19 protein-coding genes and 1 tRNA gene are annotated in these 26,201 nt (G+C 71.8%); 7 read left to right on the plus strand and 13 right to left on the minus strand.

Features of this window, described 5'->3' with window-relative positions:
- Window positions 1-452 precede the first annotated feature (452 nt).
- Window positions 453-836, plus strand: coding sequence for a DUF6083 domain-containing protein (locus ACFY9E_RS03170; RefSeq protein WP_390978812.1), 384 nt, complete (start codon window positions 453-455; stop codon window positions 834-836).
- 74 nt (window positions 837-910) lie between these two features.
- On the opposite strand, the gene ACFY9E_RS03175 is transcribed toward ACFY9E_RS03170, so the two are convergent.
- From ACFY9E_RS03175 to ACFY9E_RS03215, 9 genes are all read right to left on the minus strand, one after another.
- Window positions 911-1,465, minus strand: a complete 555-nt coding sequence (locus ACFY9E_RS03175; RefSeq protein ID WP_390978814.1) for a hypothetical protein — start codon at window positions 1,463-1,465, stop codon at window positions 911-913.
- 101 nt (window positions 1,466-1,566) lie between these two features.
- The gene (locus ACFY9E_RS03180; RefSeq protein WP_390978815.1) at window positions 1,567-2,481 is read right to left on the minus strand and encodes a YceI family protein; all 915 of its coding nucleotides are present in this window, start codon (window positions 2,479-2,481) and stop codon (window positions 1,567-1,569) included.
- 138 nt (window positions 2,482-2,619) lie between these two features.
- Entirely contained in the window at window positions 2,620-3,462 is an 843-nt protein-coding gene (locus tag ACFY9E_RS03185; RefSeq protein ID WP_390978817.1) for an NAD(P)H-binding protein, read from the minus strand.
- An 87-nt stretch (window positions 3,463-3,549) separates the two neighbouring features.
- Window positions 3,550-4,839 carry a patatin-like phospholipase family protein gene (locus ACFY9E_RS03190; protein ID WP_390978819.1) on the minus strand — a complete coding sequence of 430 codons (1,290 nt, stop codon included), beginning with the start codon at window positions 4,837-4,839 and terminating at the stop codon, window positions 3,550-3,552.
- Window positions 4,836-5,915 (minus strand): ComEC/Rec2 family competence protein, encoded by a 1,080-nt coding sequence (locus ACFY9E_RS03195; protein ID WP_390978821.1) that lies wholly within the window; start codon window positions 5,913-5,915, stop codon window positions 4,836-4,838. Before ACFY9E_RS03195 ends, ACFY9E_RS03190 begins: the two co-directional genes overlap by 4 nt.
- Window positions 5,916-5,943: 28 nt before the next feature.
- Window positions 5,944-7,737, minus strand: a complete 1,794-nt coding sequence (locus ACFY9E_RS03200; RefSeq protein WP_390978823.1) for a S8 family serine peptidase — start codon at window positions 7,735-7,737, stop codon at window positions 5,944-5,946.
- A gap of 290 nt (window positions 7,738-8,027) precedes the next feature.
- The gene (locus ACFY9E_RS03205) at window positions 8,028-9,104 is read right to left on the minus strand and encodes an iron-containing alcohol dehydrogenase (RefSeq protein WP_390978825.1); all 1,077 of its coding nucleotides are present in this window, start codon (window positions 9,102-9,104) and stop codon (window positions 8,028-8,030) included.
- A complete protein-coding gene (locus tag ACFY9E_RS03210; protein WP_390978827.1) occupies window positions 9,101-9,970 on the minus strand; it encodes a dioxygenase in 870 nt (289 codons plus the stop codon). Before ACFY9E_RS03210 ends, ACFY9E_RS03205 begins: the two co-directional genes overlap by 4 nt.
- Window positions 9,971-10,062: 92 nt before the next feature.
- Window positions 10,063-11,811, minus strand: a complete 1,749-nt coding sequence (locus ACFY9E_RS03215) for an FAD-dependent monooxygenase (protein WP_390978829.1) — start codon at window positions 11,809-11,811, stop codon at window positions 10,063-10,065.
- Between the two features lie 167 nt (window positions 11,812-11,978).
- Between ACFY9E_RS03215 and ACFY9E_RS03220 the strand changes: the two genes are divergently transcribed.
- The gene (locus ACFY9E_RS03220) at window positions 11,979-13,697 is read left to right on the plus strand and encodes a helix-turn-helix domain-containing protein (RefSeq protein ID WP_390978831.1); all 1,719 of its coding nucleotides are present in this window, start codon (window positions 11,979-11,981) and stop codon (window positions 13,695-13,697) included.
- 119 nt (window positions 13,698-13,816) lie between these two features.
- Here ACFY9E_RS03220 and ACFY9E_RS03225 read toward each other — a convergent pair.
- Window positions 13,817-13,901 (minus strand) — tRNA-Leu (locus ACFY9E_RS03225).
- A 142-nt stretch (window positions 13,902-14,043) separates the two neighbouring features.
- Between ACFY9E_RS03225 and ACFY9E_RS03230 the strand changes: the two genes are divergently transcribed.
- On the plus strand, window positions 14,044-15,375 hold the full coding sequence (locus ACFY9E_RS03230; RefSeq protein WP_390978833.1) for a DUF2254 family protein: 1,332 nt from the start codon (window positions 14,044-14,046) through the stop codon (window positions 15,373-15,375).
- A gap of 191 nt (window positions 15,376-15,566) precedes the next feature.
- Here ACFY9E_RS03230 and ACFY9E_RS03235 read toward each other — a convergent pair whose 3' ends face one another.
- The 3 genes from ACFY9E_RS03235 to sucC form a co-directional block, all read right to left on the minus strand.
- Window positions 15,567-17,108: an aldehyde dehydrogenase family protein gene (locus ACFY9E_RS03235; protein WP_390978835.1), complete on the minus strand. Its 1,542-nt coding sequence runs from the start codon at window positions 17,106-17,108 to the stop codon at window positions 15,567-15,569.
- Between the two features lie 125 nt (window positions 17,109-17,233).
- Window positions 17,234-18,115: a succinate--CoA ligase subunit alpha gene (sucD, locus tag ACFY9E_RS03240; protein WP_390978837.1), complete on the minus strand. Its 882-nt coding sequence runs from the start codon at window positions 18,113-18,115 to the stop codon at window positions 17,234-17,236.
- 14 nt (window positions 18,116-18,129) lie between these two features.
- On the minus strand, window positions 18,130-19,260 hold the full coding sequence (gene sucC / locus ACFY9E_RS03245; RefSeq protein ID WP_390978839.1) for an ADP-forming succinate--CoA ligase subunit beta: 1,131 nt from the start codon (window positions 19,258-19,260) through the stop codon (window positions 18,130-18,132).
- A 176-nt stretch (window positions 19,261-19,436) separates the two neighbouring features.
- Between sucC and ACFY9E_RS03250 the strand changes: the two genes are divergently transcribed.
- The 4 genes from ACFY9E_RS03250 (at window position 19,437) to ACFY9E_RS03265 (ending at window position 26,031) form a co-directional block, all read left to right on the plus strand.
- Window positions 19,437-21,119: a thiamine pyrophosphate-binding protein gene (locus ACFY9E_RS03250; protein ID WP_390978841.1), complete on the plus strand. Its 1,683-nt coding sequence runs from the start codon at window positions 19,437-19,439 to the stop codon at window positions 21,117-21,119.
- Between the two features lie 10 nt (window positions 21,120-21,129).
- A complete protein-coding gene (gene frc / locus ACFY9E_RS03255) occupies window positions 21,130-22,371 on the plus strand; it encodes a formyl-CoA transferase (protein ID WP_390978843.1) in 1,242 nt (413 codons plus the stop codon).
- Window positions 22,372-22,375: 4 nt separating this feature from the next.
- Window positions 22,376-24,520, plus strand: coding sequence for an acetate--CoA ligase family protein (locus ACFY9E_RS03260; protein WP_390978844.1), 2,145 nt, complete (start codon window positions 22,376-22,378; stop codon window positions 24,518-24,520).
- A 122-nt stretch (window positions 24,521-24,642) separates the two neighbouring features.
- Window positions 24,643-26,031, plus strand: coding sequence for an MFS transporter (locus ACFY9E_RS03265; RefSeq protein WP_390978846.1), 1,389 nt, complete (start codon window positions 24,643-24,645; stop codon window positions 26,029-26,031).
- Window positions 26,032-26,201: the final 170 nt, after the last annotated feature.

The following is a 26,201-nucleotide window of genomic DNA, read 5'->3' on the forward strand; positions in this document are numbered from 1 at the left end:
GCAGACGTCACCTGGACCTGACGATATGTCAGTGTCCTGGTGTGGTCAGGCGTTCATCCCGGACAGCCGGTGCCGCCGCGCAGCGGGCACCGGGGCGACGAAAGACACGAGGATCACCTCGTAGCGCGGCAGGGAGACGACGACAGCGGCGTGGTCACGCATGGCCGTCTCCCTTCGTTTCGTCACATCGGCGCGCCGCTCGGATGGTGGGCGGCGCGGGTATGTGCGTGAGTGTAGGAAGACCGGAGGGGTGGGGGCCAGGGATTATCGGCGGTTCGCCGCGGGTGCGGGGACGGTCGGGGTTTCGTCGCGTCCCGGCCATCGGGGATGCGACGGTGGTTGCCGGTTGAACCTGCCGAGTCTCACCGCGCCTCCGTGGTGCCGACGCGGCTCAGCCCCCTCGTCCGGTTCGCGCTCTTCTCGCCGCGGCGGTGACTGCGGACGCTGGCCGTATGGGGGCTATGGACGAGGGGCTGCGCCGGTTACGGGGCGGCCCGTACGTGTGTCCGCACTGCCGGTTGCCGCAGGATCGCGTGGCGACGCTGGAGCACGAATGGGTTCTGCTGGAACCGGAGGTGGAGGTGCCGGCGCATCTCGTGCCCGCGGGGCACCGGTGGATCACTCTGTCGGACGGCCGGGTCGCGCTGTACGGCGTGTGCCCGCCGGACGGATCGCAGCGCTGCCGGATCGAGCACCGACTGGCGTGCGCGCAGCAGCCGTTGCCCGATCTGTGGCCGTGGCTGACGGCCCTGCGGGAGGAGAACGCCCGGGCGTCGGAACGGCGGACCGACGCGGAACCGCCCCGGCTTCCGGAGGTGTGGCCGGATGCCGGGTGAGCGCGGCTCGTCCGTACGACGGAGCCGAGAGCACGGTGCGTGACCAGTGCAGCGGAACAGCGACGCCTCAGCGTCTACTGGGTTCCGCGATCTCGGTTTCGGGCGTGCTGGGCGATCGCCTTGTAGAAGCCGTCACGTGTTTGAGCATCGAGTGGTGTGTAGCCGCTCAGGGACCGCCTGACTCCGAACAACCCCTGCAGCGCGGCTCGGACGAGCCCTTCCATGAGGAGCAGGACAACAGATCCGGATGTGACATAGAAGGCCCATCTGGCCAGTTGCGGGTCCGTCTCCGGCTGGTGAGTGGCAGACCAGAGAAGCACTTTGATCTGCACCGTGACGAGCAGCGCGCACACCGTCAGCCAGGCTGAGCCTGCGGTCACCGCCGGCCAGGCCAGGAGCAGTAGGCGACGAGGGGCGGCGACTGCGCTGATCAGCTCGAGGTCTTCGCTGTCCGGGTCGTTGCCCGCTGTGACAGCAGCCACGACGCGATTATGCGCTTCGACGTAGTGACCGGCTGTCTCTGCATACGAGTTCGTCCATGCTCGCAGGAGGGTGTACGTCTGTACCGTCCCGATGAGCAGTACGGCCAGGATGATCGTGGTGATGAGAGCGGCGTAGTCGTCGCTCATTGCCCACTTCATGCGCCCCCCTTGTGCGTTGTGGCCGCTACGAACTTAGCCGTCGCTTCTTATGGTTCCGTGAGAGCTGTGTCGCCTGGGGGGCCAGACCCCTACTCCGGCGGAGTCGGAGTGTCGTGGGTGCGGTACATCGCCTGGACGTCCAGCTCCAGTTGGACCGTCGGGCCGACCACGGCGATGCCCCGGGCCAGCATGGAACGCCAGTTCAGCGTGTAGTCCTCGCGGTGGAGTTCCGCCGTGGCGAGGGCGGCGCAGCGCAGCTCCTGCCCGTAACCGCCGTTCACGGTGCCGAGGTACGTCGTGTCCAGGGCCACCGAGCGGCTGACGCCGTGCATCGTGAGGGAACCCTGCAGCGTCCACTTGCTGCCGCCCCGGTAGGCGAAGCGCGAGCTCGTGAAGTCGATGTGCGGGAAGCGCTCGACATCGAGGAAGTCGGCGGACCGCAGGTGGTTGTCGCGGGTGGTGTTGCCGGTGGTGATGCTGGAGGCGTCGATGCGGACGTGCACGCGGGAGTCGGTCATGTTCGGGGCTATCCGGATGCCGCCCTCGAAGCGTTCGAAGCGGCCGTGGACATGGGCCATGCCGACGTGCTTGGCGATGAACCGGATCGCGGTGTGCGGCGGGTCGAAGAGCCAGGTCCCCGCCGTCGGGAGCTGGAGCGCCTCGGCGGGTTGCAGCCAGACGCGCTCGGTGGCCGTCGGGGTGCCCGGGCCCGTCTCGATCGTCTCGCGGTGCGGCCGCAGGCCCTCCGCCGAGATGAGCAGGCTGTACCGGCCGGGCGGCAGCGCCGCGAGGAAGTAGCCGTACGGGTCGGTCGTGCCGCGGACGGCGACGCGGTGGGTGTCCAGGGCGGTGACGGTGACGTCCGCGGCCGCCAGGGGCGAGCCCATCGGGTCGACGACCTCGCGGGCGACGGCACCCGCGCCGGAGGGGAGGGGGAGGGCGAGGCCCGCCGCTGCGGCGGGGGTGTTCTTGAGCCACCGGCGCCGGAGCAGTGCGAGGGCCATGGTGGTCACCTTTCTTCGGGTGTGCGGCCGTACGGGCGGCGATTTCTCGCATGCCGACGGCCGCACCTTGCTGCGGTCACACCCCCTTGCCGATCTTGACGGACGTCGCCGCGGTCCGGGTGTCTCAATACGAGACAGTCACGACCGCCCCTGGAAGGCGTCCGCGTGTTCGGCGGCCCACCGGGCGAAGGGGCGTGCCGGGCTGCCGGTGACCTGCTCGACGGTGCCGGAGACCGTGCGGCCCACCTCCGGCGTGTTCCCGTACGCCTCCCGCAGGAAGCCGATGACGTCGTCGGGCAGGCCCGCCGCCCGCCACTGCGCGAGGGCCTGTTCCTCGGTCAGTTCGACCAGGGCGATCTCGCGGCCGGCGGCGGCGGCGATCGTCTTCACCTTGTCCCCGACGGTGAGCACGTCGGGGCCGGTGATCACGTACGTCTGGCCGCCGTGCCCCTCCTGCGTGAGCGCGACGGCCGCGACGGCGCCGATGTCCCCCTCGTGGACCATGGCACTCAGCCGGTCCACGAACGGCTCCCGCACCTCGCCCGAGGCGACGATCCCGTCCGCCCACTCCAGGGCATTGGCCATGAACTCCACCGGCATGAGCACGGTCCAGTCCACGCCGTCGTCGGCGCGCACCGCGTCTTCCAGCGGGGTGGGGCCGCCGCCGTGCAGCACGGTGACCCGGCGGACCCCGGCCGAACGGGCGAGCTCCAGGATCCGGGGGCCGGTCTCCAGCGGGCTGAAGGCGGCACCGCCGAAAGTGATCAGATGGAGGCCGGTGACGCCCTCCAGGGCCGGGGCCAGGGTCTCCGGCTCGGTCAGGTCGCCCTCGATGACGTCGACACCGGCCGGGAAGGCGGCCCTCGCCGCGTCGCGCGTCAAGGCACGCACCTCGTGCCCGCGCTGGAGCAGCTCGGCGACGACCTGACGGCCGACGGTTCCGGTGGCGCCTGTGACAAGAATCCTCTGGGTCTGAGTCATGGCACGACCCTAGGAAGGCTTGCGGTCACCTTCTGTCCGCGGAAACCGGGCGGGGCGGGTCTGCGCTCGCGGTCGTCGGCAGGGGTGTCATCGTGGCGGCGGGCGCAGCTCTGCCAGGTCGTCCGGAAGCAGCTCGGGGTGGTACGCCGCCAGAGCCGCGCCGCCCAGCCACCAGCCGCGGTGGACCAGGGCACGGCACAGGCCGGGGTCGAGGCGGTCGAACACGGTCGGGACGAGGGCGAGATGGCGTCCGTCGAAGGCCGGCTCCTCGGGGAAGGCCGCGCGCCAGCGGCGCAGGGCGTCCGGGCCGTCCGCCGGGAAGTCGGTGGAGAGCTGGACGAGGATTCCGCGGCGGGCTCCGCGCGGCAGTTCGCCGTCCGGGCCCGAGGCCCTCGCGTGCTCGAAGCGTTCGACGACGGCACGGGTCCGCAGCGTGGTGCTCTGCCGGTACAGCAGCGAGTTCGCCCGGGCGAGGTCCCGGACCACCGGCACGCGCCCGTACACGCCGGGGCGCAGCAGCCCCCCGGCGTTGAGGACGCACAGGAAGGTGTGCCGGTAGCGGTCCGAGTCGATGGCCTCCAGGCCGGTGTTGTCGTACGTACCGCCGTCGAGCAGGGCGGGCGGCTGGGCGGCGCACGGGAAGGGGGTCCGGTCGAGAACGACGGGCGGGAACGCGCCGGGGACCGCGGCGGAGGCCGACACGGCCCGGCTCAGCCGCAGCCGCGTGCCGGCTGTGGAGGCCAGGCCGATGGTGTAGTCGCCGTACACGTCGCGTTCGAAGGTGAAGCGGGCACCGGTGGTCAGGTTGGCGGCGTTGACGATCCAGCGCACCTCCGGGTCCAGCCGCTCCAGTTCGGTCCCCCGCAGGAACCACTCGTCCAGACGCCCGGCGAGGAGGTCCGTACGGGTCGAGGGGCCGAGGGTCCGCCACAGGCCGCGGACGAGGGCGCGTTTGAGGGAGCGGGAGGAGACGCGGTCGACGACCGGCGCGATGACCAGCTCGTCGACGGCGCGGGCGGTGAAGTTCTCCCGCCGCAGCGCGGGCCAGGCGGTGGCCAGGCAGCCGTTGGCGATCGAACCGCCGGACACGGACGAGGAGTACCGCAGCCGGGAGAGCAGCCCGGTGCCGGCCAGCAGCCGCACGAAGCCCAGGGCGGCGAGGGTGGCGCGGAATCCGCCGCCGGACAGGGCGAGCGCGACCGGGTGCGCGGTGGCCGGTGGTTCGGCGGGGCGGAGGGCGTCACCGCAGGGACGTGCCGTGAGGCCGGTGCCGGCGGCGGGCGAGTCCACGGCCCACTGCGGCCCGGCGTCCGGTGCGGCGCCGGCCGGGTGCGCGGAAGGGGCGGGAGGGGCGGGGGCCTGACGGGAGGTGGTCATGGCCGGTCTCCGATCGTGATGAGGAGCGCTTGCTCGGCGGGCGCCCGGACGTCGACGCCGAAGGCGCGGCCCTCGCCCAGGCGCGTCAGTTCCTCCTCGGCGAACGGGATGTGGTTGGTCAGGTGGATGACGTACTCGTCGTCCGGTGCCCGGGACTCGACGAGCCGGCGCAGGGTGTCCTCGCTGGGGTGGTGGTGGCGGACGCCGTCGGCGGATATGACGTAGTGGTCGGCCCGTACCTGTTCGAAGAAGCCCGCCTCCACGTTGCGGTCGCTGCCGTGGTGCGGCAGTTTCAGCAGGTCGACGTGGAGGGGTTCGGAGTCGGCGAGCAGGCCCAGTTCACGCAGCCCGGCCAGGACGCGGTCACCGCGGGCGTCACCGGTGAGCAGGGCGGTGCGGCCCTCGTGGCGCAGCAGCAGGACGATGCTGGAGAGGTTCGGCACCGACCCGTCGGTGTAGCCCGCGGTGATGACGTCGGGATCGCCGCGCTGTTTCGCCTCGCGCCACCGCTCCTCCAGCTCCACCAGCGCTTCCTGGTCCGGCGCGACGACCGTGACGTCCAAGTCGTCGAGGACGGCCTCGGCGCCCTCGGTGAGCGGTCCGCCGAACGGGGCGTTGCCGTCCAGGCCCAGCGCGGTCGCCGCGTTGCGGATGTCGCGGCCCTGCTGGTAGCTCGCCCCGACCGCCGCGTCGGCGGCGGCGCGTTCGAGGAGCGGCCGGACTGAGGCGCTCAGCCCGGGGGCGCGCCGGTCGACGAGTTCCTCCACGGAGTTGAACCACAGGGCGTCCACCGCGTACGGCAGGGCCTCCCCGTCCTGCTGGGCCTGTCTCATGTCGCGGAAGAGCCGGACGAGCCCGCCGGCGTGGTCGTCGTCGACGTGGGACAGGCACACGACGTCGAGGTGCGGCCGGTCACCGCCGTCCGGTCCGCCGAGCTCCTTCAGCCGGCCGCGGAGTGTGGCCCGGTAGACGCCGCCGGGACCGCCGTCGACGAGCATGACCCGCTCGTGGGGTGTGCCCCAGTGGACGAGGAAGCAGTCGCCGTGGCGTGCGTCGAGGAAATCGAAGGTGAGCATGTCGGCTCCTGGCTGGTGGACCGTTCCGTCAGACGGACTGAATGGCACGCAGCACGTCGACGAGCCCGTGGCCTTGGAAGTGGCGTTCACGAGCCAGGTCCGTCGCCGTGGCGCACAGGATCTCCTTCACCCGTTCCGGGCGGCCGAGCAACTCCCGGTTGCGGGCCAGCAGCATGGCCGCGGCACCGCTGACATGGGCGGCCGCCTGGCTGGTGCCGTGCATGGCGGCGATGCCCTCGCCGGGGATGGGGCCGTCGATGTCCTCCCCCGGCGCCACCAGGTCGGGCTTGGGCCGCCCGTCGCCGGTGGGCCCCCGGCCGGAGAAGTAGCTGACGCCGTGGCGGTGCGGGTTGCTGCGGTGGGTGGAGCCGACGGTGATGACGGACTCCGCGTTTCCGGGGTCGGAGATGCTGATGGCCCGGTAGTCGGCGCCCACGGTCCGCGCGGTGCCGGCGAACCCCGCGTTGCCCGCCGCGGTGACGACCACGACGCCCGACCGTGTCAGGCGGTCGCACTCGACGCACACGGGTGTCCATCCGGTGGAGTGACCGGCGACGTCGTGCGGGACCGACAGGCTGATGTTGACCCCGGCGACGATGAACCGCCCTGCCTGCTCGTTGATGTGACGGATCGCCTGCAGCGCGGTGACGATGGAGAACTCGTCGCCCCCTCCCTCGTCGTCGAGGACCCGGAAGTCGTAGAGCCGGATGCGTGGGCAGATGCCGCGGAAGTCCAGCTCCGGCCACCAGCCGCCGATGATGCCGGCGATGTGGGTGCCGTGCTGGTCGCCGGGCGGCGGCCGTGCGGGCTGCTCCCGGGACGGGGTGGTCTCGACGGACGGCAGGGCGGCCGCCCAGTTGACGAGGCCGCCCACGAGCACGTCGGCGGAGAGTTTCTCCCGTACGCCGGTGAAGTCGAAGGAACGGGCGATACGCGTCTCGAGTCGCTGCGGCGTCGGGCCGGTGGTGTCCCAGTCGTGGAAGGCGGGGTGCCGTGGATCGATGCCGCTGTCGACGACGGCCCAGCCGATGGAGGCGGTGTCGACCGAGAAGACCTGTTCCGCCGCGTCGGCTTTGATGGTCCGGCGGGACCGTACGACCGCTCCGGTCGCGGGCCGGTTCGTCGTCACGGAGACGACCGGATACTTCTGTCTCCGGTCGGCCACCCGCCCGGCGGGTGCGTGCGGCCGGTGCGCGGGGCCGGTGTCCACGACGACGGCGTCCAGCATGTCGACGAGCACGCCGGTCACCGCCTGTTCCCGCCTCTCGCCCCCGCCCAGGTCGGGCCTCGCGTGCCGCACGATGCGGTGCAGCAGCCTCAACAGCCAGGTGACGTGGCGGCCGCGCTCCTGCCGGCGCTCCATGCTGTCGTGGATCTCGCTGGTGGCCGGGGTCCTGACGTGTCCGGCGAGGGCCGCTTCGATGCCTTCGGTCCCGCCGTACCGAGCGAGTTCGTGCGCGACACGCACCGCACCGGCCAGACTGGTCAGGGGCAGGACGTCGCTGACGAGCTCCTTCAGGGTCAGCTGTGCCGCCACGAAGCTGCCGGCGGCGATCGGACGGCACTTCTCCATCAGCCCGCGGTTCTGGAAGCGCTCCAGCACCCGCTCGACGCCGTACTCCTCACGGATCGCGAGAATCAGGTCCTGCCGTCCCCGCTCCCCCGTCCGGGCCACGCCACCCGGGCCGTCGGCGTCCCCCCGCGAGGACGGCGGCTGGGCGAACGCCAGCCACACGTCGAAGTGCACGGGGCAGTGGGCGGCCCACAGGACGGGGACGGGACCATCCCCGTAGAACACCGCTGAGAGGTCGGCTCGGTCCATGTGGACTCCCGGTGCGCGTGCGTGTGGCCCTGCGCAAGGCGGTGGGAGACGGTGACAGCGGCCGGAGGGCCTGCCTTCATCCTCCGCCCTGGTCACGGGCGCTGCAACCGCACCGCCGTCCGTGCCGGCACCTCCGGTCGCACGGCGTCCACGATGCCCGTGGATCCCTGCGGATCTCGTCCTGAGGGGTCCACGGGCGGGGGGTTCCGGAGGCGCGCTGACGCCTCATCAGGCACGGACCGTGAGGTCGCGGTCACGGCAGGTGCGGGCGGGCCGGCTGAAGGCGGCGCCTATGCGGTCGAGGGCGGCCCTCCCTCGTACGCCGCGAGCAGCAATCCCCGAACCCCCTCCGCCGTCACCTCCCGCGGGTTGGCGTACGGCTCGGCGGCGGCCCGGGCCGCCGCCGGTGTCACGTCGGCCTCCGCGAAGCCCAGTTCGGCGAGGGAACGCGGTGCGCCCAGGCGGCCGGCCAGGTCCCACAGGGCGCGGGGCACGTCGTCGGCGCCGAGGGCGCGGCGCATTACGGTCAACGCCTGCGGGGCGGCGGGGGCGTTGTGGGCGAGGGCGTGGGGCAGCACCACGGTGTGGGTCTCGGCGTGCGGCAGTCCGTAGGTGCCGCCCAGGACGTGGCACAGCTTGTGGTGCAGCCCCATCGTGGTCGCGCCGAGGCACGCTCCGCACAGCCACGCCCCGTACAGCGCCCGGCTGCGCGCGTCGAGGTTCTCCGGGTCGTCGGCCAGCCGCGGCAGCGCCTCGGTCATCGCCCGGGCCCCCTCCTCGGCCATGACCGTCACCAGCGGCGAGACGTCCGGGGCGTACAGCGCCTCGACGGCGTGCGCGAGGGCGTTGATCCCGCTGGTGACGGTCAGCGGCACGGGCAGGGAGAGGGTGAGCCGGGGGTCGTAGACGACGCTGCGGGGCTGGACGGCCGGGTCGCGGCCGGTGCGTTTGGTGCCGTGTTCGGTCAGGCCCCAGACCGGGGTCATCTCGGAGCCCGAGTAGGTGGACGGCACCGCGATCAGGGGCAGTCCGGTGCGCAGGGCGATCGCCTTGCCGAGCCCGATCGCGGAGCCGCCGCCCACCGCGACGCAGCCGTCGGCGCCGGCCGCCCGTACGGCCGCGACGGCACGGTCCGCGTCCTCCACGGGCACGTGCATCCGGGCCTCGGCGTGCAGCCCCGCGCAGGTGTCGCCGAGGGCGTCCGCGACGGCCCGGGCCACGCGCTCGCCCCGGCTGCCGCACACCACGAGCAGCCGCCGCAGGCCCAGGCGTGCCGCCTCGCCCGGGGTCGCGGTGACGGCCGCGCCGGGCCGGAAGACGACCCGCACGGGCCGCGTCTCGTACGTGAACTCCTCCTGGAACGTCATGCGGCCCGCTCCAGCACGAGGTCGAAGCGGGCGTGCCGGAAGGGGTTCTGCACGCCGAACTCCCGGGCGAGCGGGGCGTCATCGGTCTGTGCGAAGTCCTGGATCAGGCTCTGCTTCACGGCGAACACCGCGTCGGAGTCGAGGTAGTCGCCGCCGGCCACGAAGATGTGCGTGGTGACGGGCGTGTGGCCCGCGGCCGAGGCGATGAAGTGGATGTGTGCGGGGCGGTAGGGGTGCCGCCCCGTCGCGCGCAGCAGCCCGCCCACGGGGCCGTCGGTGGGGATCGGGTACGCCGCCGGGACGCAGGTGCGGAACCAGAACCGGCCCTCGGCGTCGGCCGTGAACAGTCCGCGTCCGTTGCCGGCGGGCTGGACGCCGGGCTGCTGGACGTCGTAGTACCCCTTGTCGTCGGCCTGCCAGACGTCGACGGCGGCGCCGGGCAGCGGGGTGCCGTCCGCGGACCGCACCCGGCCGCTGACGACACACTTCTCGCCGCCACCCACCAGGTCGATGTCGTCGCCGAGCGCGCGGACCGGCGACTCGGTCATGTGGAAGGGGCCCAGCACCGTCGGCTCGGTGGCCCCCGGGGCACGATCGCCGTGCAGAGTCTCCACCAGCATGGACAGGCCCAGCACGTCCGACAGCAGGATGAACTCCTGCCGGGTGTCGGTGCACCTCTGCCCGGTCGCGGTCAGGAAGGCGACGGCCCGCTCCCACTCGTCCTGGGTGAGGCGGGTCTCGCGCGCGAAGTCGTGCAGATGGCGCACGAGGCCGGTGAGCAGTTCACGCAGCCGCGGGTCGGCGGTCCCGCGCAGGCTTGCCAGGGCCTGTTCGGTGACGCCGGTCCCGGTCGCATCGGTGGTCATCCCGGCTCCTCGTCGTCGATGTCCGCTTCTTCCATGATGGCGCGCACCCGGGCGGGCCGAGGACACGCCGCGGCGCGTCCGGGCGGTGGTGCTCAGGCGTGCCCCAGGATCCGCCGCAGCGCGTCCGTCAGCAGCCGCCCGGCGTCCGGAGCAGCGGTCGCGTGCCGGAAGGCGACGAACCCGTCCGGGCGGACGAGGAGGGCGCCCGCGTCGGAGATCTCGCGCAGCCGCGCCCAGTCGCCGTACGGATCCTCGTACTCCTGCCCGGGCCCGATCACCACGGTGGCGATCTCGGTCTCCTGTGCCTCGGCCGCCCACACCCAGTCCTCTCCGCCGATGCCGGTCAGCAGGGTGAAGCGGCCCCGCCCCACGGTGTCGAGGGTGGAGAGCGTGCGGGTGCCGGAGGTGATCCAGGCGTGCGGGATCCGGGCGCCGGGCCGGGAGGACGGCTGGTGGTGCAGCTCGGGGTCACGGGCGAAGCCGGGGTCGGGCGTGCCGTCCGGGACGATCGCGGCAGAGCTCTCGGCGCAGTAGCGCTGGTTGAGGTCGACGCCGTGGGCGTTGAACTCGTACACCTTGAAGGCGATCGCCTCGCGCAGCCTCTCCCGCTGTTTCTCGGCGGCCTCGGTGGCGTCCTTGCGGGCGGCGATGTTGGCCCACAGCTGCTCGGGGGTCTGCGGGGAGAGCCCCCCGAGGGCCTCGAAGATCGGGGCGGTCTCGCGGATGGACCGGTTGGCGCGGGTGACGATCTGCCGTCCGACCGGGGCGCGCTCGGCGGTGTAGCTGTCGAGCAGCCGGGGGTGGGCGGTGCCGTCGAGGACCAGTTTGAGCTTCCAGGCGAGGTTGTAGGCGTCCTGGATCGAGGTGTTGGAGCCGAGGCCGTTGGACGGCGGATGCCGGTGCACGGCGTCACCGGCGCAGAAGACTCGGCCGCTGGCGTACGTCTCGGCGTACATCTCGTTGACGGTCCACGCCGAGGACGAGGTGATGGTCACGGGGATGTCGTCGTCGCCGACGAGCTTCCGGACGATCGACTCGGCGTACTCGGTGGTCAGATCGGGCGCGCCCGCGTGCACGTCGTAGCCCCAGACGATCAGCCACTCGTTCCAGGGGCGCACACAGCGCACCAGGCCCGCGCCGATGCCGCCGACCGTCGCGCCCGGGGCGAGCACCCAGTAGAGGGTGGAGGGGCGGTGGGCGGTGTACTTGGCCAGGTCCGCCTCGAAGACGATGTTGATGCTGCCGGCCACACCCATCTGACCGCCCATCGGCAGCCCGGCGTCCGCGGCGACCCTGGACCGTCCGCCGTCGGCGCCGATCAGGTACTTGGCACGGATCTCGTAGGTGTCCCCGCGCAGCCGGTCGCGGACGGTGGCGGTGACGCCGTCCGCGTCCTGCGTGTGGGAGACGTACTCGTTCTGGAAGCGGAGCCGGGTGCCGCGGGCGACGGCCGCGTTCACGAGAACCGGCTCCATGAGGTGCTGGGGCATGTCGCACATGCGGGTGGGCCCGGCGAGTTCGTGCTCGGCCTGCACGAGCGGGTCGTTGCCCCAGGAGCGCACCCGGCCCAGTTCCTCGCCGGCGAGGCTGGTGCAGAAGGTGGTGTTGCCCATCAGGTGCTGCGGGGTCGCCCGGGCGACGACCTCCTGCTCGACGCCGAGGTCGCGCAGCACCTCCATGGTGCGCTGGTTGGTGATGTGCGCACGGGGGGTGTCGGCGAGGCTCGCGTGACGGGTCACGACGATGTTGGGCACGCCGTAGGTGCTCAGGGCGAGCGCGGCCGAGGCACCGGCCGGGCCGCTGCCCACGATCAGGACGTCGGTCTCGACGACGGTGGACACGGGCGCTCCTGCGGACGGGGGCGGGCGGGACGCGGAACACGCATGATCATGGGGCGCTTCGGTGGGGCGCGGGTGTCTCATTACGAGACACCGTGGGCCGGTGAAGAGGGGCACCGGGACCCGCAGTTGTTTCCCGTTCAACGGAACCCGCTACGGTGGACAGTGCCGTGACCACCACAGACCCCTCCCCCACAGCCACCGTCCGCCCCTCCCTCCGCGTCGCACGCGAGCGGTTCCTGTCGGGCCGTCCGCTGCCCGCGGGTGTGCCGGAGGAGGTGGTCGCGGCGTGGCGGCGGGCCCGGTTCTTCGGTGTACGGCACGACTTGGAGAAGCCTCCGACGTGCCCGTCGCGCCCCGGCGAGTCGGAGCTGTTCGGTGCCGCCCGGCCGGTGCTCGACCGGATCGTGCCCGCCCTGGGCGCGAGCCGCTCGCTGCTGGTCCTGACCGACGAGCGGCTGCGCGTGCTGTGGACGGCGGGGCACGTGCCCGGCTTCGAGACGTGCACCGTCCTGTCGGAGCAGGAGGTCGGCAACAACAGCGCTGCCCTCGCCCTGCGCACCCGGGGCCGCGCCGAGGTGCACGGGCCCGAGCACTTCCTCGACCGGTGGCAGGAGGTGTCCGCGGTCAGCGTCCCGGTGCTCGCTCCGGAGAGCGGGCAGGTGCTGGGCACGCTGACGGTCGCGTCACGCCTGTGCGCCGCGGGTCCGCCGCATCCCCAGGCCGCGTTCGCCGAGGCGACGGTCGCGGCGGTCGAGACGGAGCTGCGGGCGCGGGCGGGCCGGGCCGAGCGGGTGCTGCTGGACGCGTACATGCGGGCGGCGCGCGGGCGGGACCGGGCCGTGGCGGCCCTCGACGGCCGCAACCGGCTGGTCAGTGACGCGGCGCAGCGGCTGCTGACGCCCGAGGTGCTCGGCGTGCTGGAGCGTACGGCGGCCGGTGCGCGGGGCTCCGACGTCACGGGCTTCGCGGAGTTGCCGGAGGGAGCCGGGTGCACCGCGCGCGTCACTCCGGTACAGCTGGACGGCACCGCCATCGGGGTCGTGGCCGTCCTGGAACCGCTCGACGATCCTGCGCCCCCGACGGCTGCCTCACCCGGCCGGCCGGCCACCCTGACCGGCTCCTCGGTCCCCTGGCGGCACGCCGTCGGGCGTGCCATGGAGCTGGCCCGCTCCCGGGAGCCGCTGCTGCTGACCGGCGAACGCGGAACCGGCAAGTCCGCACTGGCGCGGGAGCTGTTCGGGCCGGACACCGCCCAGGTCGCCGACGCGGCGCAGGACGCCGGGCTCGACCGGGCCCTGCCCGCGTGGCAGCCCGATCGACCGCTCCTGCTCCGGCATGCCGAGCGCCTCACGCAACCCGGCGTGGCCGCGCTCAACTCCCTGCTGGACCAGCACCCGGACGCCCGGCTGCTGGTCACCTACACGCCCGGCGCGCCGGCCGGCCCCTGCCTCCAGCGCCTGCTGGACAAACTGTCCGCCCGCTCGGTGACCCTGCCGCCGCTGCGGGAACGCGCCGAGGACGTACGGGAGCTGCTGCCGGCCCTCACGCCCCGCCCCGCACCCGGGCAGCCGCCGCTGACCTGGACTCTGGACGCCCTGCGCGCCCTGGAGCTGTACCCGTGGCCCGGCAACGTCACCGAGCTGGCCCATGTCGTCCGGGCCCTGGCGGAGCACCGGCGGGTGACCGGTCCGGTGCGCCGGGCAGAGCTGCCGGACACCGTCCGGGAGGGACCGGCCGCGCGCCCGCTCAGCCCGATGGAGCACGCCGAGCGCGCCGCGATCCTGGAGGCACTGCGCCGTCACGGAGGCAACAAGGCCCGCACGGCGGCCGCGCTGGGGATCGGCCGGGCAACGCTGTACCGCAAGCTGCGGGAGTACCGGCGCTGAGTCGCGGAACGGCTCTGTGCGCGGGAGCGACGCCTGGCACGGGAACGGCTCCGGGCACGGGAACGACGCACGACAGCTCGGGCGGGTCGAGAAGATCTCGACCCGCCCGAGCTGGTCTGTGTCCGAGGGGGGACTTGAACCCCCACGCCCGATAAAGGGCACTAGCACCTCAAGCTAGCGCGTCTGCCATTCCGCCACCCGGACCAGGTGTCCGCCGCCTTGCCAGGAGTGTTCCCCGCGGCGACACGCACAACAATACCAAGCTTTCGGAGTGCCTTTCACCTGCGTTTCCGTCCGCCTGGCGGGGGTCCGGGACCTCGCGCTCCGATACCTCTAGGGTCACACCATGAGTGACTGGATGGTGACGCAGAGCCCCTCGGTGAGGCGTCGCCCGCGTGCCCTGTCGCCGCTCAGGGAGCACTTGCGGGACACGTTCTGGTTCGCCCCCACCGCGGCGATGGTGGGGGTCTTCGTGGTCTGGGCGGGGGCGGAGCTGCTCGACACGGCCCTCGTCGACGCGCTCCGGGAGGACCGGGACTTCGAGACGCTCGACGAGCTGCTGCGGTTCGCGGAGGACGCGAAGGCCGTGGTGAGCGCGGTCGGCTCGGCGATGATGACCTTCATCGGTGTCGTCTTCAGCATCTCGCTGGTCGCCGTGCAGATGGCGAGTGGCCAGTTCACCCCGCGCGTGGTGCGGCTCTTCGTCCGGAGCCGGATCACCAAGGCGACCTTCGCGGTGTTCCTGGCGACCTTCGTACTGACCCTGCTGGTCCTGACGAGCTTCGACAGTGTCGACGACCCCCGGGCCGTCACGTCGGTGCCTCTGGTGCAGTCGGTCCTCACCCTCTGCATGGTCGGGCTGAGCCTGCTGCTGTTCGTTCTGTACGTGAACACCACCCTGCGGCTGATGCGGATCAGCCATGTGATCGCGCGGATCGCCTCGGAGTCGTTCCGGGTGGCCGCCTCGATGCCGGTGCCGGTGGGCGGACAGGACGCTCCCGCCCTCGGCCTCGAGACCGCGTGGGTGCCGCACGAGGGCCGGGCGGGGGTGCTGCGGGACGTGCACATCGCGCGGCTGGTGCGGGCGGCGCGCCGGTACGGGGTCGTGCTGCGGCTGATCCCCCGGATCGGGGACTTCGTGGTGCCCGGGATGCCCGTACTGGCGGTGCACGGCGGGCCGGTCCCGCCGCGCAGGATGCTGCGTCACGCGATCTCGGTGGGGGTGGAGCGGACCTACCACCAGGATCTCGGTTTCGGGCTGCGGCAGTTGTCCGACATCGCGTTGCGCGCCCTGTCGTCCGCGATCAACGATCCGACGACCGCCGTGCAGGCGCTGGACCGGATCGTCCAGTTCCTCGCCGTGGTGAGCCGGCGGCCGCTCGACGCCGCCCTGCATCGGGACCGGGCCGGTGCGGTGCGGCTGGTGCAGCCCGTGCCCGGGTGGACCGAGCTGGTGGATCTCGGGTTCACCGAGGCACGGGTCTGCGCCGTGGGGAGCCCACAGGTCTCCCGGCGCATGCTGGCCGGCCTGGACGATCTGCTCCTGCTCGCGCCGCCGGAACGCCGCGAGCCGCTGCTGCGTCATCGCGAACTGCTCCGGCAGGCCGTCGGCCTGGCCGCGCCGACCCCGTCGGACCGGGAGTTCGCCCTGCGCCCGGACCGGCAGGGCATCGGCTGAGCCTGTCCCGGCACGCTCGGAACGGCTCCGGGTGGGCGGCCGGGCCGAAGAGAGGCCTGCCGCCGCAGCCGGCCGCACCACCGCGGCAGGCCGGCCCGGCGTCCGACCGTGCCCGCGGCCGGCACCGGCACCGGAACCGGCACCCACTCGACCGACCGTGTGGGGAACCGGTGCCGGCCGCGCCCCTTGTCTCAGGGCAGCAGCTGGTACTCGGGGAAGTTCCCCGGCAGCCGCTCCCCCTCCGGCCCCCGCGTCACGGCGCGCACGAGCAGGTCGCCGCCGACGAACGCGCCGCGCCAGGACGCGCCGAGCCCGCCGAACAGCTCGTCGCGATCCCCCCGGGAGCGGGGCGCGCCGTGGCCGACCTTGAACGCGCGGATCTGTGGGGCGAGCCGGTCGTAGGTCGTCCGGTCGTCCGTGGACAGGGTGGCGACCAGCGCGCCGTTGGAGGCGTTCATCGCGGCCAGCAGCTCCGCCTCCGTGTCGACCAGGACGATCGTGTCGACCGGGCCGAACGGCTCCGCATGGTGCAGCGGAGAGGACGAGGGCGGGTTGAGGAGCGTGACCGGCTGGACGTAGGCGGCGGTGTCCTGGCCGGGCAGGAAGCGGGCGTCGTCGGGCCTGCCGCGGTGCAGCGGCACGGCGCCGCGCTCGATCGCCTCGGCGACCTGGTCGTGCAGTTCCTTCGCCTTGGCCGCGTTGATCACCGGCCCGAAGTCCAGCTCCGGGTAAGGGTCGTCCGGCCGCTCCACGGCGAGCGGATGCCCGACCTCGAGGGTGCGCACCGCGGGGAGGTACGCCGCCAGGAACGCGTCGAACAGATGCCGCTGGACGACGAAGCGCGGGTACGCCGTGCAGCGCTGCTTGCCGTAGTCGAAGAGCTTGGGGATCACCGCGGTGAGGGTGTCCCAGTCCGAGTAGTTCCAGATGCCCCAGGTGTTGAGTCCCTCCTGTTCGAGTACGTGCCGTTTGCCGAGGTCGGTGACGGCCGTGGCCACGGCCGCGCCGGTGTCGCGGCCGCCGACGAAGGAGATGCAGCCGATCTCGGGCGCCCGCACCAGCGCCTGGCTGAGCTCGCCTCCGCTGCCGCTGACGAGGGTCACCGGGATGCCCTCGCGGGCGGCGAGGGCGCAGGCCAGGGTCAGACAGGCGACACCGCCGTCGGTCGGGGTCTTGGCGATGACCGCGTTGCCTGCCAGTGCCTGGACCAGCAAAGCGTGAACGAGCACGCTCATCGGGTAGTTCCAGCTGGCGATGTTGGACACGGGGCCGTCCAGCGGGGAGCGCCCGGCGAGCATGGGTTCGACTCCGTCGACGTACCAGCGGACCCCGTCGATGGCCCGGTCGACGTCCGCCTGGGCGAGCCGCCAGGGCTTGCCGATCTCCCAGACGAGCAGCAGCGCGAGCAGGCCGCGGTGTTCGGTGAGGGCGTCGAGGGTGGCCGCGACCCGGGCCCGGCGCTCCTGAAGGGGGAGGTGCCGCCAGGCGCGGTGCTGGTCGAGCGCGGCGCACACGGCCCGGTGGGCGGTGGTCCCGTCCAGGCGTGGCGGGCCGGCGATCGGGCTGCCGTCGACCGGGCTGACGGCGGGCAGGACCCGGCCGTCCTCCTGCCAGGCGCCGTTCCAGAGGTTGAGGACCCGGTCGTCACGGAAGGCCTCCGGGGCGACGGCGAGACAGCGCCGCCACGCGTCGGGCCAGGACGTGCCGGTCTTGAGGGTGAGGGTGGGTGCCATGGGGTTTGCTCCGCTCTCGGTGCACCGTCGGGGGCGGGGAAGCCGGCGTGGGGTCGCCCGTCTTTCGGCCGGGGAATCGGCGTCGGCGCCCGGCTATCGGCCGGGGAATCGGCGTGGGCGCCCGGCTATCGGCCTTCGAGTCGCGCGAGCACCAGCTTCGCCGTCTCTGTCGGTGTGCTGCCCACGCTCACCCCGACCGCTTCCAGGGCCTCCTTCTTCGCGGCGGCCGTGCCGGAGGAGCCGGACACGATCGCGCCCGCGTGCCCCATGGTCTTGCCCTCGGGTGCGGTGAATCCGGCGATGTAGCCGACGACCGGCTTGGTGACGTGCTCCCGGATGTACGCCGCCGCTCGTTCCTCCGCGTCGCCGCCGATCTCGCCGATGAGGACGATCAGTTCGGTGTCGGGATCGTCCTGGAAGGCGGCGAGGCAGTCGATGTGCGTGGTGCCGACGACGGGGTCGCCGCCGATGCCGACACAGGTCGAGAAGCCGATGTCGCGCAGCTCGTACATGAGCTGGTACGTCAGCGTGCCCGACTTGGAGACCAGCCCGATGCGGCCGGGCTTGGTGATGTCGGCGGGGATGATGCCCGCGTTGGACTGGCCGGGGGTGATGAGGCCCGGGCAGTTGGGCCCGACGATGCGGGTGCCCTTGTTCTTCGCGTAGGCGGTGAAGGCGACGGAGTCGTGGACGGGAATGCCCTCGGTGATGACGACGGCGAGGCCGATGCCTGCGTCGGCGGCTTCGACGACGGCCGCCTTGGCGAAGGCGGGCGGCACGAAGACGACGGTGACGTCCGCTCCGGTGGCGCGCATCCCTTCGGCGACCGAGCCGAAGACGGGCACGGCACGGTCGTCGAAGTCGACGGTGCGCCCGGCCTTGCGGGGGTTGACGCCGCCGACGACGTTCGTGCCGGCGGCGAGCATCCGCCGGGTGTGCTTCATGCCCTCGCCGCCGGTCATGCCCTGGACGAGGACCTTGCTCTCCTTGGTGAGGTGGATGGCCATGGCGTTCCCTCTCCTCAGGCCGTGGTGGCGAGTTCGGCGGCACGGGCGGCGGCGCCGTCCATGGTGGTGACCTGCTGGACCAGTGGATGCGCGTGCTCGTCGAGGATGGCCCGGCCCCGGGCCGCGTTGTTGCCGTCCAGACGCACGACGAGCGGCTTGGTCAGCCGGACGGTGTCCAGCGCGCGGACGATGCCGTCGGCGACCGCGTCGCAGGCGGTGATCCCGCCGAAGACGTTGACGAAGACGGACTTCACGGCCGGGTCGGAGAGGACGACCGACAGCCCGTCCGCCATCACCTGGGCGCTCGCACCGCCGCCGATGTCGAGGAAGTTGGCGGGGCGCGCACCGCAGCCCGCGACCACGTCGAGGGTCGACATGACGAGGCCGGCGCCGTTGCCGATGATGCCGACCTCGCCGTCCAGCTTGACGTAGTTGAGGCCCTTCGCGGCGGCGGCCGCCTCCAGCGGGTCGTCGTGCCCGGCGTCGTCCGCGCCCCAGCGTGCCTGCCGGAAACGGGCGTTGTCGTCAAGGGTGACCTTGCCGTCGAGGGCCAGGATCCGGCCCTCCTTCGTGCGGACGAGCGGATTGACCTCGACGAGGAGGGCGTCCTCGCGGACCAGGACCTCCCACAGGCGTACGAGGACGTCGACGGTCTGCGGCGGCAGCCCGGCCGCGTCGGCGATCTCGGTGGCCTTGGCGGAGGTCACACCCTCGGCCGGGTCGACGGGGACGCGGGCGACCGCCTCCGGCCGCGTGGCGGCGACCTCCTCGATCTCCATGCCGCCCTCGGCCGAGGCGATCGCGAGGAAGCGGCCCGCCGCGCGGTCGAGCACGTAGGACACGTAGAACTCGCTCGCGATGTCCACGGGTTGGGCCAGCATCACCTTTCCGACCGTGTGGCCCTTGATGTCCATGCCGAGGATCTGGCGTGCGGTGAGCTCGGCGGCGGCCGGGTCGGCGGCGAGTTTCACACCGCCGGCCTTGCCGCGCCCACCGGTCTTCACCTGGGCTTTCACCACGACCCGACCGCCCAGCCGGCGTGCGATCTCGCGTGCTTCCTTGGGCGAGTCGGTCACCTCGGCCCGCGGCACCAAGATGCCGTGTTCCTCGAAGAGTTCCCTTGCCTGGTGTTCGTACAGGTCCATTGCGGCTCCTGACTGCCGTGTCTGCTGGGGAGCGACGCCCAGTCCCCCGAAAATGCCGCACGCCCCCTGGACACCACCCACCGGATGCGGGATAACAAGCTTCATACAGTATTCGTCGACTGTATGCAATGTACGGAGAGCCGCTCCAACCCCCTACGAAGGGACAGGACTTCGCCATGCCCGACGACACCCAGGACTTGATTTCCGGTGGTCATCTCGTAGCCAAGGCGCTGAAGGCCGAGGGGGTCGACCGCATCTACACCTTGTGCGGCGGCCACATCATCGACATCTACGACGGCTGCGTCGACGAGGGCATCGAGGTCGTCGACGTACGCCACGAGCAGGTCGCCGCCCACGCCGCCGACGGATACGCCCGCATCACCGGCAAGCCCGGCTGCGCGGTGGTCACCGCGGGACCGGGCACGACCGACGCCGTCACCGGTGTTGCCAACGCCTTCCGCGCGGAGTCCCCGATGCTGCTGATCGGCGGTCAGGGAGCCCTCACCCAGCACAAGATGGGGTCCCTCCAGGACCTGCCGCACGTCGACATGATGAACCCCATCACCAAGTTCGCGGCGACCGTGCCCGACACGGCCCGCGCCGCGGACATGGTGTCCATGGCGTTCCGCGAGTGCTTCCACGGCGCGCCCGGCCCCTCCTTCCTGGAGATCCCGCGCGACGTGCTGGACGCCAAGGTCCCCGCCGCCAAGGCCCGCGTCCCGCGGGAAGGCGCCTACCGCGCCTCGACCCGCTCGGCCGGCGACCCCGAGGCGATCGAGAAGCTCGCCGACCTGCTGGTGCACGCCGAGAAGCCGGCCATCCTGCTCGGCAGCCAGGTGTGGACGACCCGGGGCACCGAGCCGGCCATCGAACTCGTCAGGACCCTCAACATCCCCGCCTACATGAACGGCGCGGGACGCGGCACCCTCCCGCCCGGCGACCCGCACCACTTCCAGCTCTCGCGCCGGTACGCCTTCTCCAACGCCGACGTCATCGTCATCGTCGGAACGCCCTTCGACTTCCGCATGGGCTACGGCAAGCGGCTGTCCCCGGACGCGACCGTCGTGCAGATCGACCTCGACTACCGCACCGTCGGCAAGAACCGCGACATCGACCTCGGCATCGTGGGCGACGCCGGCCTCGTGCTGAAGTCGGTGACCGAGGCGGCCTCCGGGCGCGTCAACGGCGGTGCGTCCAGGCGCAAGGAGTGGCTGGACGAGCTGCGGGCGGCCGAGCAGACCGCTCTGGAGAAGCGGCTGCCGAACCTGAGGTCCGACGCCTCACCCATCCACCCCTACCGCCTGGTCAGCGAGATCAACGACTTCCTCACCGAGGACTCCGTCTACATCGGCGACGGCGGCGACATCGTCACCTTCTCCGGACAGGTCGTGCAGCCCAAGTCGCCCGGGCACTGGATGGACCCGGGTCCCCTCGGCACGCTCGGCGTCGGTGTCCCCTTCGTGCTCGCGGCCAAGCAGGCGCGGCCCGACAAGGAGGTCGTCGCGCTCTTCGGCGACGGCGCGTTCTCCCTGACCGGCTGGGACTTCGAGACGCTCGTCCGCTACGACCTCCCGTTCGTCGGCATCGTCGGCAACAACTCCTCCATGAACCAGATCCGCTACGGCCAGGCCGCCAAGTACGGCAAGGACCGCGACCGGGTCGGCAACACCCTCGGCGACGTCCACTACGACAAGTTCGCCCAGATGCTGGGCGGTTACGGCGAGGAGGTCCGCGACCCGGCCGACATCGGCCCGGCCCTGCGGCGCGCCCGCGAGTCCGGCAAGCCGTCACTGATCAACGTCTGGGTCGACCCGGACGCGTACGCCCCCGGAACCATGAACCAGACCATGTACAAGTGAGGTGCCCCCTATGACAGCTACCTCCACCAAGGCCCTCGAAGGCATCCGCGTCCTGGACATGACCCACGTCCAGTCCGGGCCGTCGGCGACCCAGCTGCTCGCCTGGCTCGGCGCGGACGTCGTCAAGCTGGAGGCGCCGACCGGCGACATCACGCGCAAGCAGCTGCGTGATCTGCCGGACGTCGACTCCCTCTATTTCACGATGCTCAACTGCAACAAGCGGAGCATCACCCTCAACACCAAGACCGAGCGCGGCAAGGAGATCCTCACCGAGCTGATCCGGCGCTCCGACGTCATGGTCGAGAACTTCGGCCCGGGCGCGGTGGACCGGATGGGCTTCACCTGGGACCGCATCCAGGAGATCAATCCACGGATCGTCTACGCCTCCATCAAGGGCTTCGGCGAGGGCCCGTACACCAACTTCAAGGCGTACGAGGTCGTCGCGCAGGCCATGGGCGGGTCGATGTCGACCACCGGCTTCGAAGACGGGCCGCCGCTGGCGACGGGAGCCCAGATCGGGGATTCGGGGACGGGTGTGCACGCCGTGGCGGGCATCCTCGCCGCGCTCTACCAACGGGAGCGCACCGGGCGCGGGCAGCGGGTCAACGTGGCCATGCAGCACGCCGTACTGAACCTGTGCCGGGTGAAGCTGCGGGATCAGCAGCGTCTGGCACACGGGCCGCTCGCTGAATATCCCAACGAGGACTTCGGCGACGAGGTTCCCAGGTCCGGAAACGCCTCCGGCGGGGGCCAGCCCGGCTGGGCGGTCAAGTGCGCGCCGGGCGGCCCGAACGACTACGTGTACGTCATCGTGCAGCCCGTCGGCTGGCAGCCGATCAGCGAGCTCATCGGCCGGCCCGAGCTGGCCGCCGACCCCGAGTGGGCGACGCCCGAGGCGCGGCTGCCCAAGCTCGGCAAGATGTTCCAGCTGATCGAGGAGTGGTCCTCGACGCTGCCCAAGTGGGAGGTGCTGGAGCGGCTCAACGCGCACAACATCCCGTGCGGGCCGATCCTGTCCACCCGGGAGATCATCGAGGACCGTTCGCTGGTCGCCAACGAGATGGTCGTCACCGTCCCGCACCCCGAGCGGGGCGACTTCGTGACCGTCGGCAGCCCGCTCAAGCTGTCCGACTCCCCCGTCGAGGTGACCAGTTCACCCCTGCTCGGCGAGCACAACGAAGAGGTCTACGTCGGCGAACTCGGCCTCGGCGACGGGGAAGTGCGCCTGCTCAAGTCGAACGGAGTGATCTGACGTGATGGCGGAAGACCGGGTCCTGCGGGTGCGGTCCCTCCTGGAGTCCGTGCGGGCCGAGGGACGGACCGCGCTGACCGCGCCCGAGGGCAAGGTGATCGCCGACGCGTACGGGATCGCCGTACCCGGCGAGGAACTGGCGACGGACGTCGACGAGGCCGTGGCGTTCGCGGCACGCTTCGGCGGGCCCGTCGTGATGAAGATCGTCTCGCCGGACATCCTGCACAAGACCGACGCCGGCGGAGTGATCGTCGGGGTCGAGGGCGCGACCGACGTCCGGGCCGCGTTCCACAAGATCGTCGACAACGCGCGTGCGTACGACGCCGATGCCCGCATCTCGGGCGTGCAGGTGCAGGAGCTGCTGCCGAAGGGGCAGGAGGTCATCGTCGGTGCGGTCACGGATCCGACGTTCGGGAAGGTGGTCGCCTTCGGGCTCGGCGGGGTGCTCGTCGAGGTCCTGAAGGACGTCACCTTCCGGCTCGCGCCGGTGACCGCCGACGAGGCGCTGTCGATGCTGGACTCGATCCGGTCGGCGGAGATCCTGCGCGGGGTGCGGGGCCAGGCGGGTGTGGACCGGTGGGCCGTCGCCGAGCAGATCCGTCGGGTGTCCCAACTCGTGGCGGACTTCCCCGAGATCGCCGAGGTGGACCTCAACCCGGTGATCGCGACGGCGGAGGGGGCCGTCGCGGCCGACATCCGGGTGATCCTCGCCGAGTCGCAGCCCGCACCCCGCCGGAAGTACTCGCGCGACGAGATCCTCACCTCGATGCGCCGGCTGATGCAGCCGAACTCGGTCGCCGTGATCGGCGCCTCCAACGAGCAGGGCAAGATCGGCAATTCGGTGATGCGCAACCTCGTCGACGGGGGCTTCGCGGGGGACATCCACCCGGTGAATCCCAAGGCCGATGACATCCTGGGCCGCAAGGCGTACAAGAGTGTCACGGACGTTCCCGGTGAGGTGGATGTGGCGGTCTTCGCGATCCCCGCCAAGTTCGTGGCCGCGGCCCTGGAGGAGGTGGGACGCAAGAAGATCCCGAACGCCGTGCTGATCCCCTCCGGGTTCGCCGAGACCGGCGAGCACGAACTCCAGGCCGAGATCGTGGCGATCGCCGAGCGGTACGGCGTCCGGCTGCTCGGGCCGAACATCTACGGCTACTACTCGACCTGGCAGGACCTGTGCGCCACGTTCTGCACGCCGTACGACGTCAAGGGCGGGGTGGCGCTGACCTCGCAGTCGGGCGGCATCGGCATGGCCATCCTGGGCTTCGCCCGCACCACCAAGACGGGTGTGTCGGCGATCGTCGGGCTCGGCAACAAGTCGGACCTGGACGAGGACGACCTGCTGACCTGGTTCGGTGAGGACCCGCACACCGACTGCATCGCGATGCACCTGGAGGACCTCAAGGACGGCCGCGCCTTCGTGGAGGCGGCGCGGGCGACCGTGCCGAAGAAGCCGGTGGTCGTGCTGAAGGCCGGGCGGACGGCGGCGGGCGCCAAGGCGGCCGGTTCGCACACCGGCGCCCTCGCCGGCGACGACGCCGTGTACGACGACATCCTGCGGCAGGCCGGGGTGATCCGGGCGCCGGGACTGAACGACATGCTGGAGTACGCGCGCGCGTTGCCGGTGCTTCCCGCACCGAAGGGCGACAACGTCGTGATCATCACGGGCGCCGGCGGCAGCGGTGTGCTGCTCTCCGACGCCGTGACGGACAACGGCCTGTCCCTGATGGAGATCCCGCCGGACCTCGACGAGGCGTTCCGGAAGTTCATCCCGCCCTTCGGGGCCGCGGGCAACCCGGTGGACATCACCGGGGGCGAGCCGCCGTCGACGTACGAGGCGACGATCCGGCTGGGTCTGGAGGACGAGCGCATCCACGCGCTGGTCCTCGGCTACTGGCACACCATCGTCACTCCTCCCATGGTCTTCGCGGAGCTCACCGCGCGCGTGGTGGCCGAGTTCCGGGAGCGCGGGATCGAGAAGCCCGTGGTGGCGTCGCTCGCGGGGGACGTGGAGGTCGAGGAGGCCTGCCAGTACCTCTTCGAGCGCGGAGTCGTGGCGTACCCGTACACGACCGAGAAGCCGGTGGCCGTGCTCGGCGCGAAGTACCGCTGGGCGCGGGAGGCGGGACGGCTGGGGGGCGGTACATGAGGTGAGTGAGCGGGGGGCCGGCCGACGGTGCGCGTCGGCCGGCCTCGGGACCCGCACGCGCACGAAAGGCATGGGACAGGGGGCGCTGGCCAGATCTTTCGACGCAAGGGGTGCGACACGACATGACAACGACCGATCTGCCCACCACGGTTCCCTACCGGGAGGTCACCGACGCGAACGGCCGCGTCTACCGCCTCGGGGAGACCGACATCGACATCATGGGGCGCAAGCGCAAGTGGATGGTGATCCTGCCCTGGATCGGCATGATGGGCATCTCCTCCGCCGAGTACGCGTTCGCGTCGGCCGAGGAGACCCTGCACACGGCGCACAGCTGGAACAGCATGCACATCTTCTGGATGATGACCGTGTGGGTCTTCTTCCAGGCCGCGGTGGCCTTCCCCGCGGGCAAACTGCGTGAGAGCGGAAAACTGCCGGCCCGCTGGGCCATGATGCTCGGCGCCACCGGCACGCTGCTGGGCTACCTGTCCCTCGCCTTCGCGCCGCACGTCGTCTTCGCCTACATCGGCTTCAGCATGTTCAGCGGCATGGGCGCGGGCATGGTGTACGCCACCTGCGTCAACATGGTCGGCAAGTGGTATCCGGAGCGCAAGGGCGGCAAGACCGGCTTCGTCAACGGCGGTTTCGCCTACGGCTCGGTGCCCTTCGTCTTCCTCTTCAACGGCTACATGGACCTGACCAACTTCCGCTGGGTGCTGGTCTCGGTGGGCGTGTTCCTGGCCGGGATGGTCGCGTGCTCCGGCTACTTCTTCAAGGACCCGCCGAAGAACTGGTGGCCCTCCGCCATCGACCCGCTGAACCCGCCGGACGACCCGCGCGCGGCCCGTTCGATGCGGATGAACCCGCCCGCGGTACGCCAGTACTCCCCCAAGGAGGCGTGGAAGACCGGCCGGGTGGCTCTGATGTGGTTCTGTCTGGCCTGCACCTCCGGAGTGAACATCTTCGGCATCGCCTTCCAGGTGGAGATCGGCGAGGAGGCCGGATTCGCGGGCGGGATCGTCGCCACGGCCATGTCCCTGAAGGCCATCGTCAACGGCACCGGCCGCGGTGTCATCGGCTGGCTCTCCGATCTGTACGGCCGCAAGCGGTGCCTGCTCGTCGTGTGCGTGATCCTGGGCCTGTCCCAGTACGGCATCCTCTGGTCGGCGAACGCCGAGAACCTTCCGCTGTTCCTGGTCTTCTCCTCGATCTCCGGCTTCGGCGGCGGTGCCATCTTCCCGATGTTCGCGGCACTCACCGCCGACTACTTCGGTGAGAACAACAACGCGTCCAACTACGGCATGGTCTACAGCGCCAAGCTCGTCTCCGGCCTGGGAGCCGGCATGGGCGCCGTGGTCGTCGGCGCCTGGGGACACTCCGGTGCCTTCATCCTGGCCGGCTCCATCTCGCTCTTCGCCGGCTGCGTGGCGGTGTTCCTGACTCCGCCGGGACGCGACAAGGAAACGCGCCGCATCTCCCCCAACCCGCAACCGCTCGGCGAGGACACGACCTGACATGACGCCGGATCCGACCGCGGCACGCAGACCGTTCGCATCGTCCGCCGTGCACCGTCCCCATCGCCGAACGACCGACGGTCACCCCTGTGTCCACCGCCTCGGCGGGACGGGCGGGGGCGTCCCGGGCCGGACGCGGCCCGGGGGCTGACCGCCCCCACGTGAGGAGG

Source organism: Streptomyces sp. NPDC012466 (assembly GCF_042955215.1).
In the GTDB taxonomy this organism is placed as follows: Bacteria; Actinomycetota; Actinomycetes; order Streptomycetales; family Streptomycetaceae; genus Streptomyces.

Coding starts and splice junctions, on each gene's coding strand:
- ACFY9E_RS03170 (WP_390978812.1), top strand. CDS start 453: ATGGGGGCTATGGACGAGGGGCTGCGCCGGTTACGGGGCGGCCCGTAC.
- ACFY9E_RS03175 (WP_390978814.1), bottom strand. CDS start 1,465: ATGAGCGACGACTACGCCGCTCTCATCACCACGATCATCCTGGCCGTA.
- ACFY9E_RS03180 (WP_390978815.1), bottom strand. CDS start 2,481: ATGGCCCTCGCACTGCTCCGGCGCCGGTGGCTCAAGAACACCCCCGCC.
- ACFY9E_RS03185 (WP_390978817.1), bottom strand. CDS start 3,462: ATGACTCAGACCCAGAGGATTCTTGTCACAGGCGCCACCGGAACCGTC.
- ACFY9E_RS03190 (WP_390978819.1), bottom strand. CDS start 4,839: ATGACCACCTCCCGTCAGGCCCCCGCCCCTCCCGCCCCTTCCGCGCAC.
- ACFY9E_RS03195 (WP_390978821.1), bottom strand. CDS start 5,915: ATGCTCACCTTCGATTTCCTCGACGCACGCCACGGCGACTGCTTCCTC.
- ACFY9E_RS03200 (WP_390978823.1), bottom strand. CDS start 7,737: ATGGACCGAGCCGACCTCTCAGCGGTGTTCTACGGGGATGGTCCCGTC.
- ACFY9E_RS03205 (WP_390978825.1), bottom strand. CDS start 9,104: ATGACGTTCCAGGAGGAGTTCACGTACGAGACGCGGCCCGTGCGGGTC.
- ACFY9E_RS03210 (WP_390978827.1), bottom strand. CDS start 9,970: ATGACCACCGATGCGACCGGGACCGGCGTCACCGAACAGGCCCTGGCA.
- ACFY9E_RS03230 (WP_390978833.1), top strand. CDS start 14,044: ATGAGTGACTGGATGGTGACGCAGAGCCCCTCGGTGAGGCGTCGCCCG.
- ACFY9E_RS03235 (WP_390978835.1), bottom strand. CDS start 17,108: ATGGCACCCACCCTCACCCTCAAGACCGGCACGTCCTGGCCCGACGCG.
- sucD (WP_390978837.1), bottom strand. CDS start 18,115: ATGGCCATCCACCTCACCAAGGAGAGCAAGGTCCTCGTCCAGGGCATG.
- sucC (WP_390978839.1), bottom strand. CDS start 19,260: ATGGACCTGTACGAACACCAGGCAAGGGAACTCTTCGAGGAACACGGC.
- ACFY9E_RS03250 (WP_390978841.1), top strand. CDS start 19,437: ATGCCCGACGACACCCAGGACTTGATTTCCGGTGGTCATCTCGTAGCC.
- frc (WP_390978843.1), top strand. CDS start 21,130: ATGACAGCTACCTCCACCAAGGCCCTCGAAGGCATCCGCGTCCTGGAC.
- ACFY9E_RS03260 (WP_390978844.1), top strand. CDS start 22,376: ATGGCGGAAGACCGGGTCCTGCGGGTGCGGTCCCTCCTGGAGTCCGTG.
- ACFY9E_RS03265 (WP_390978846.1), top strand. CDS start 24,643: ATGACAACGACCGATCTGCCCACCACGGTTCCCTACCGGGAGGTCACC.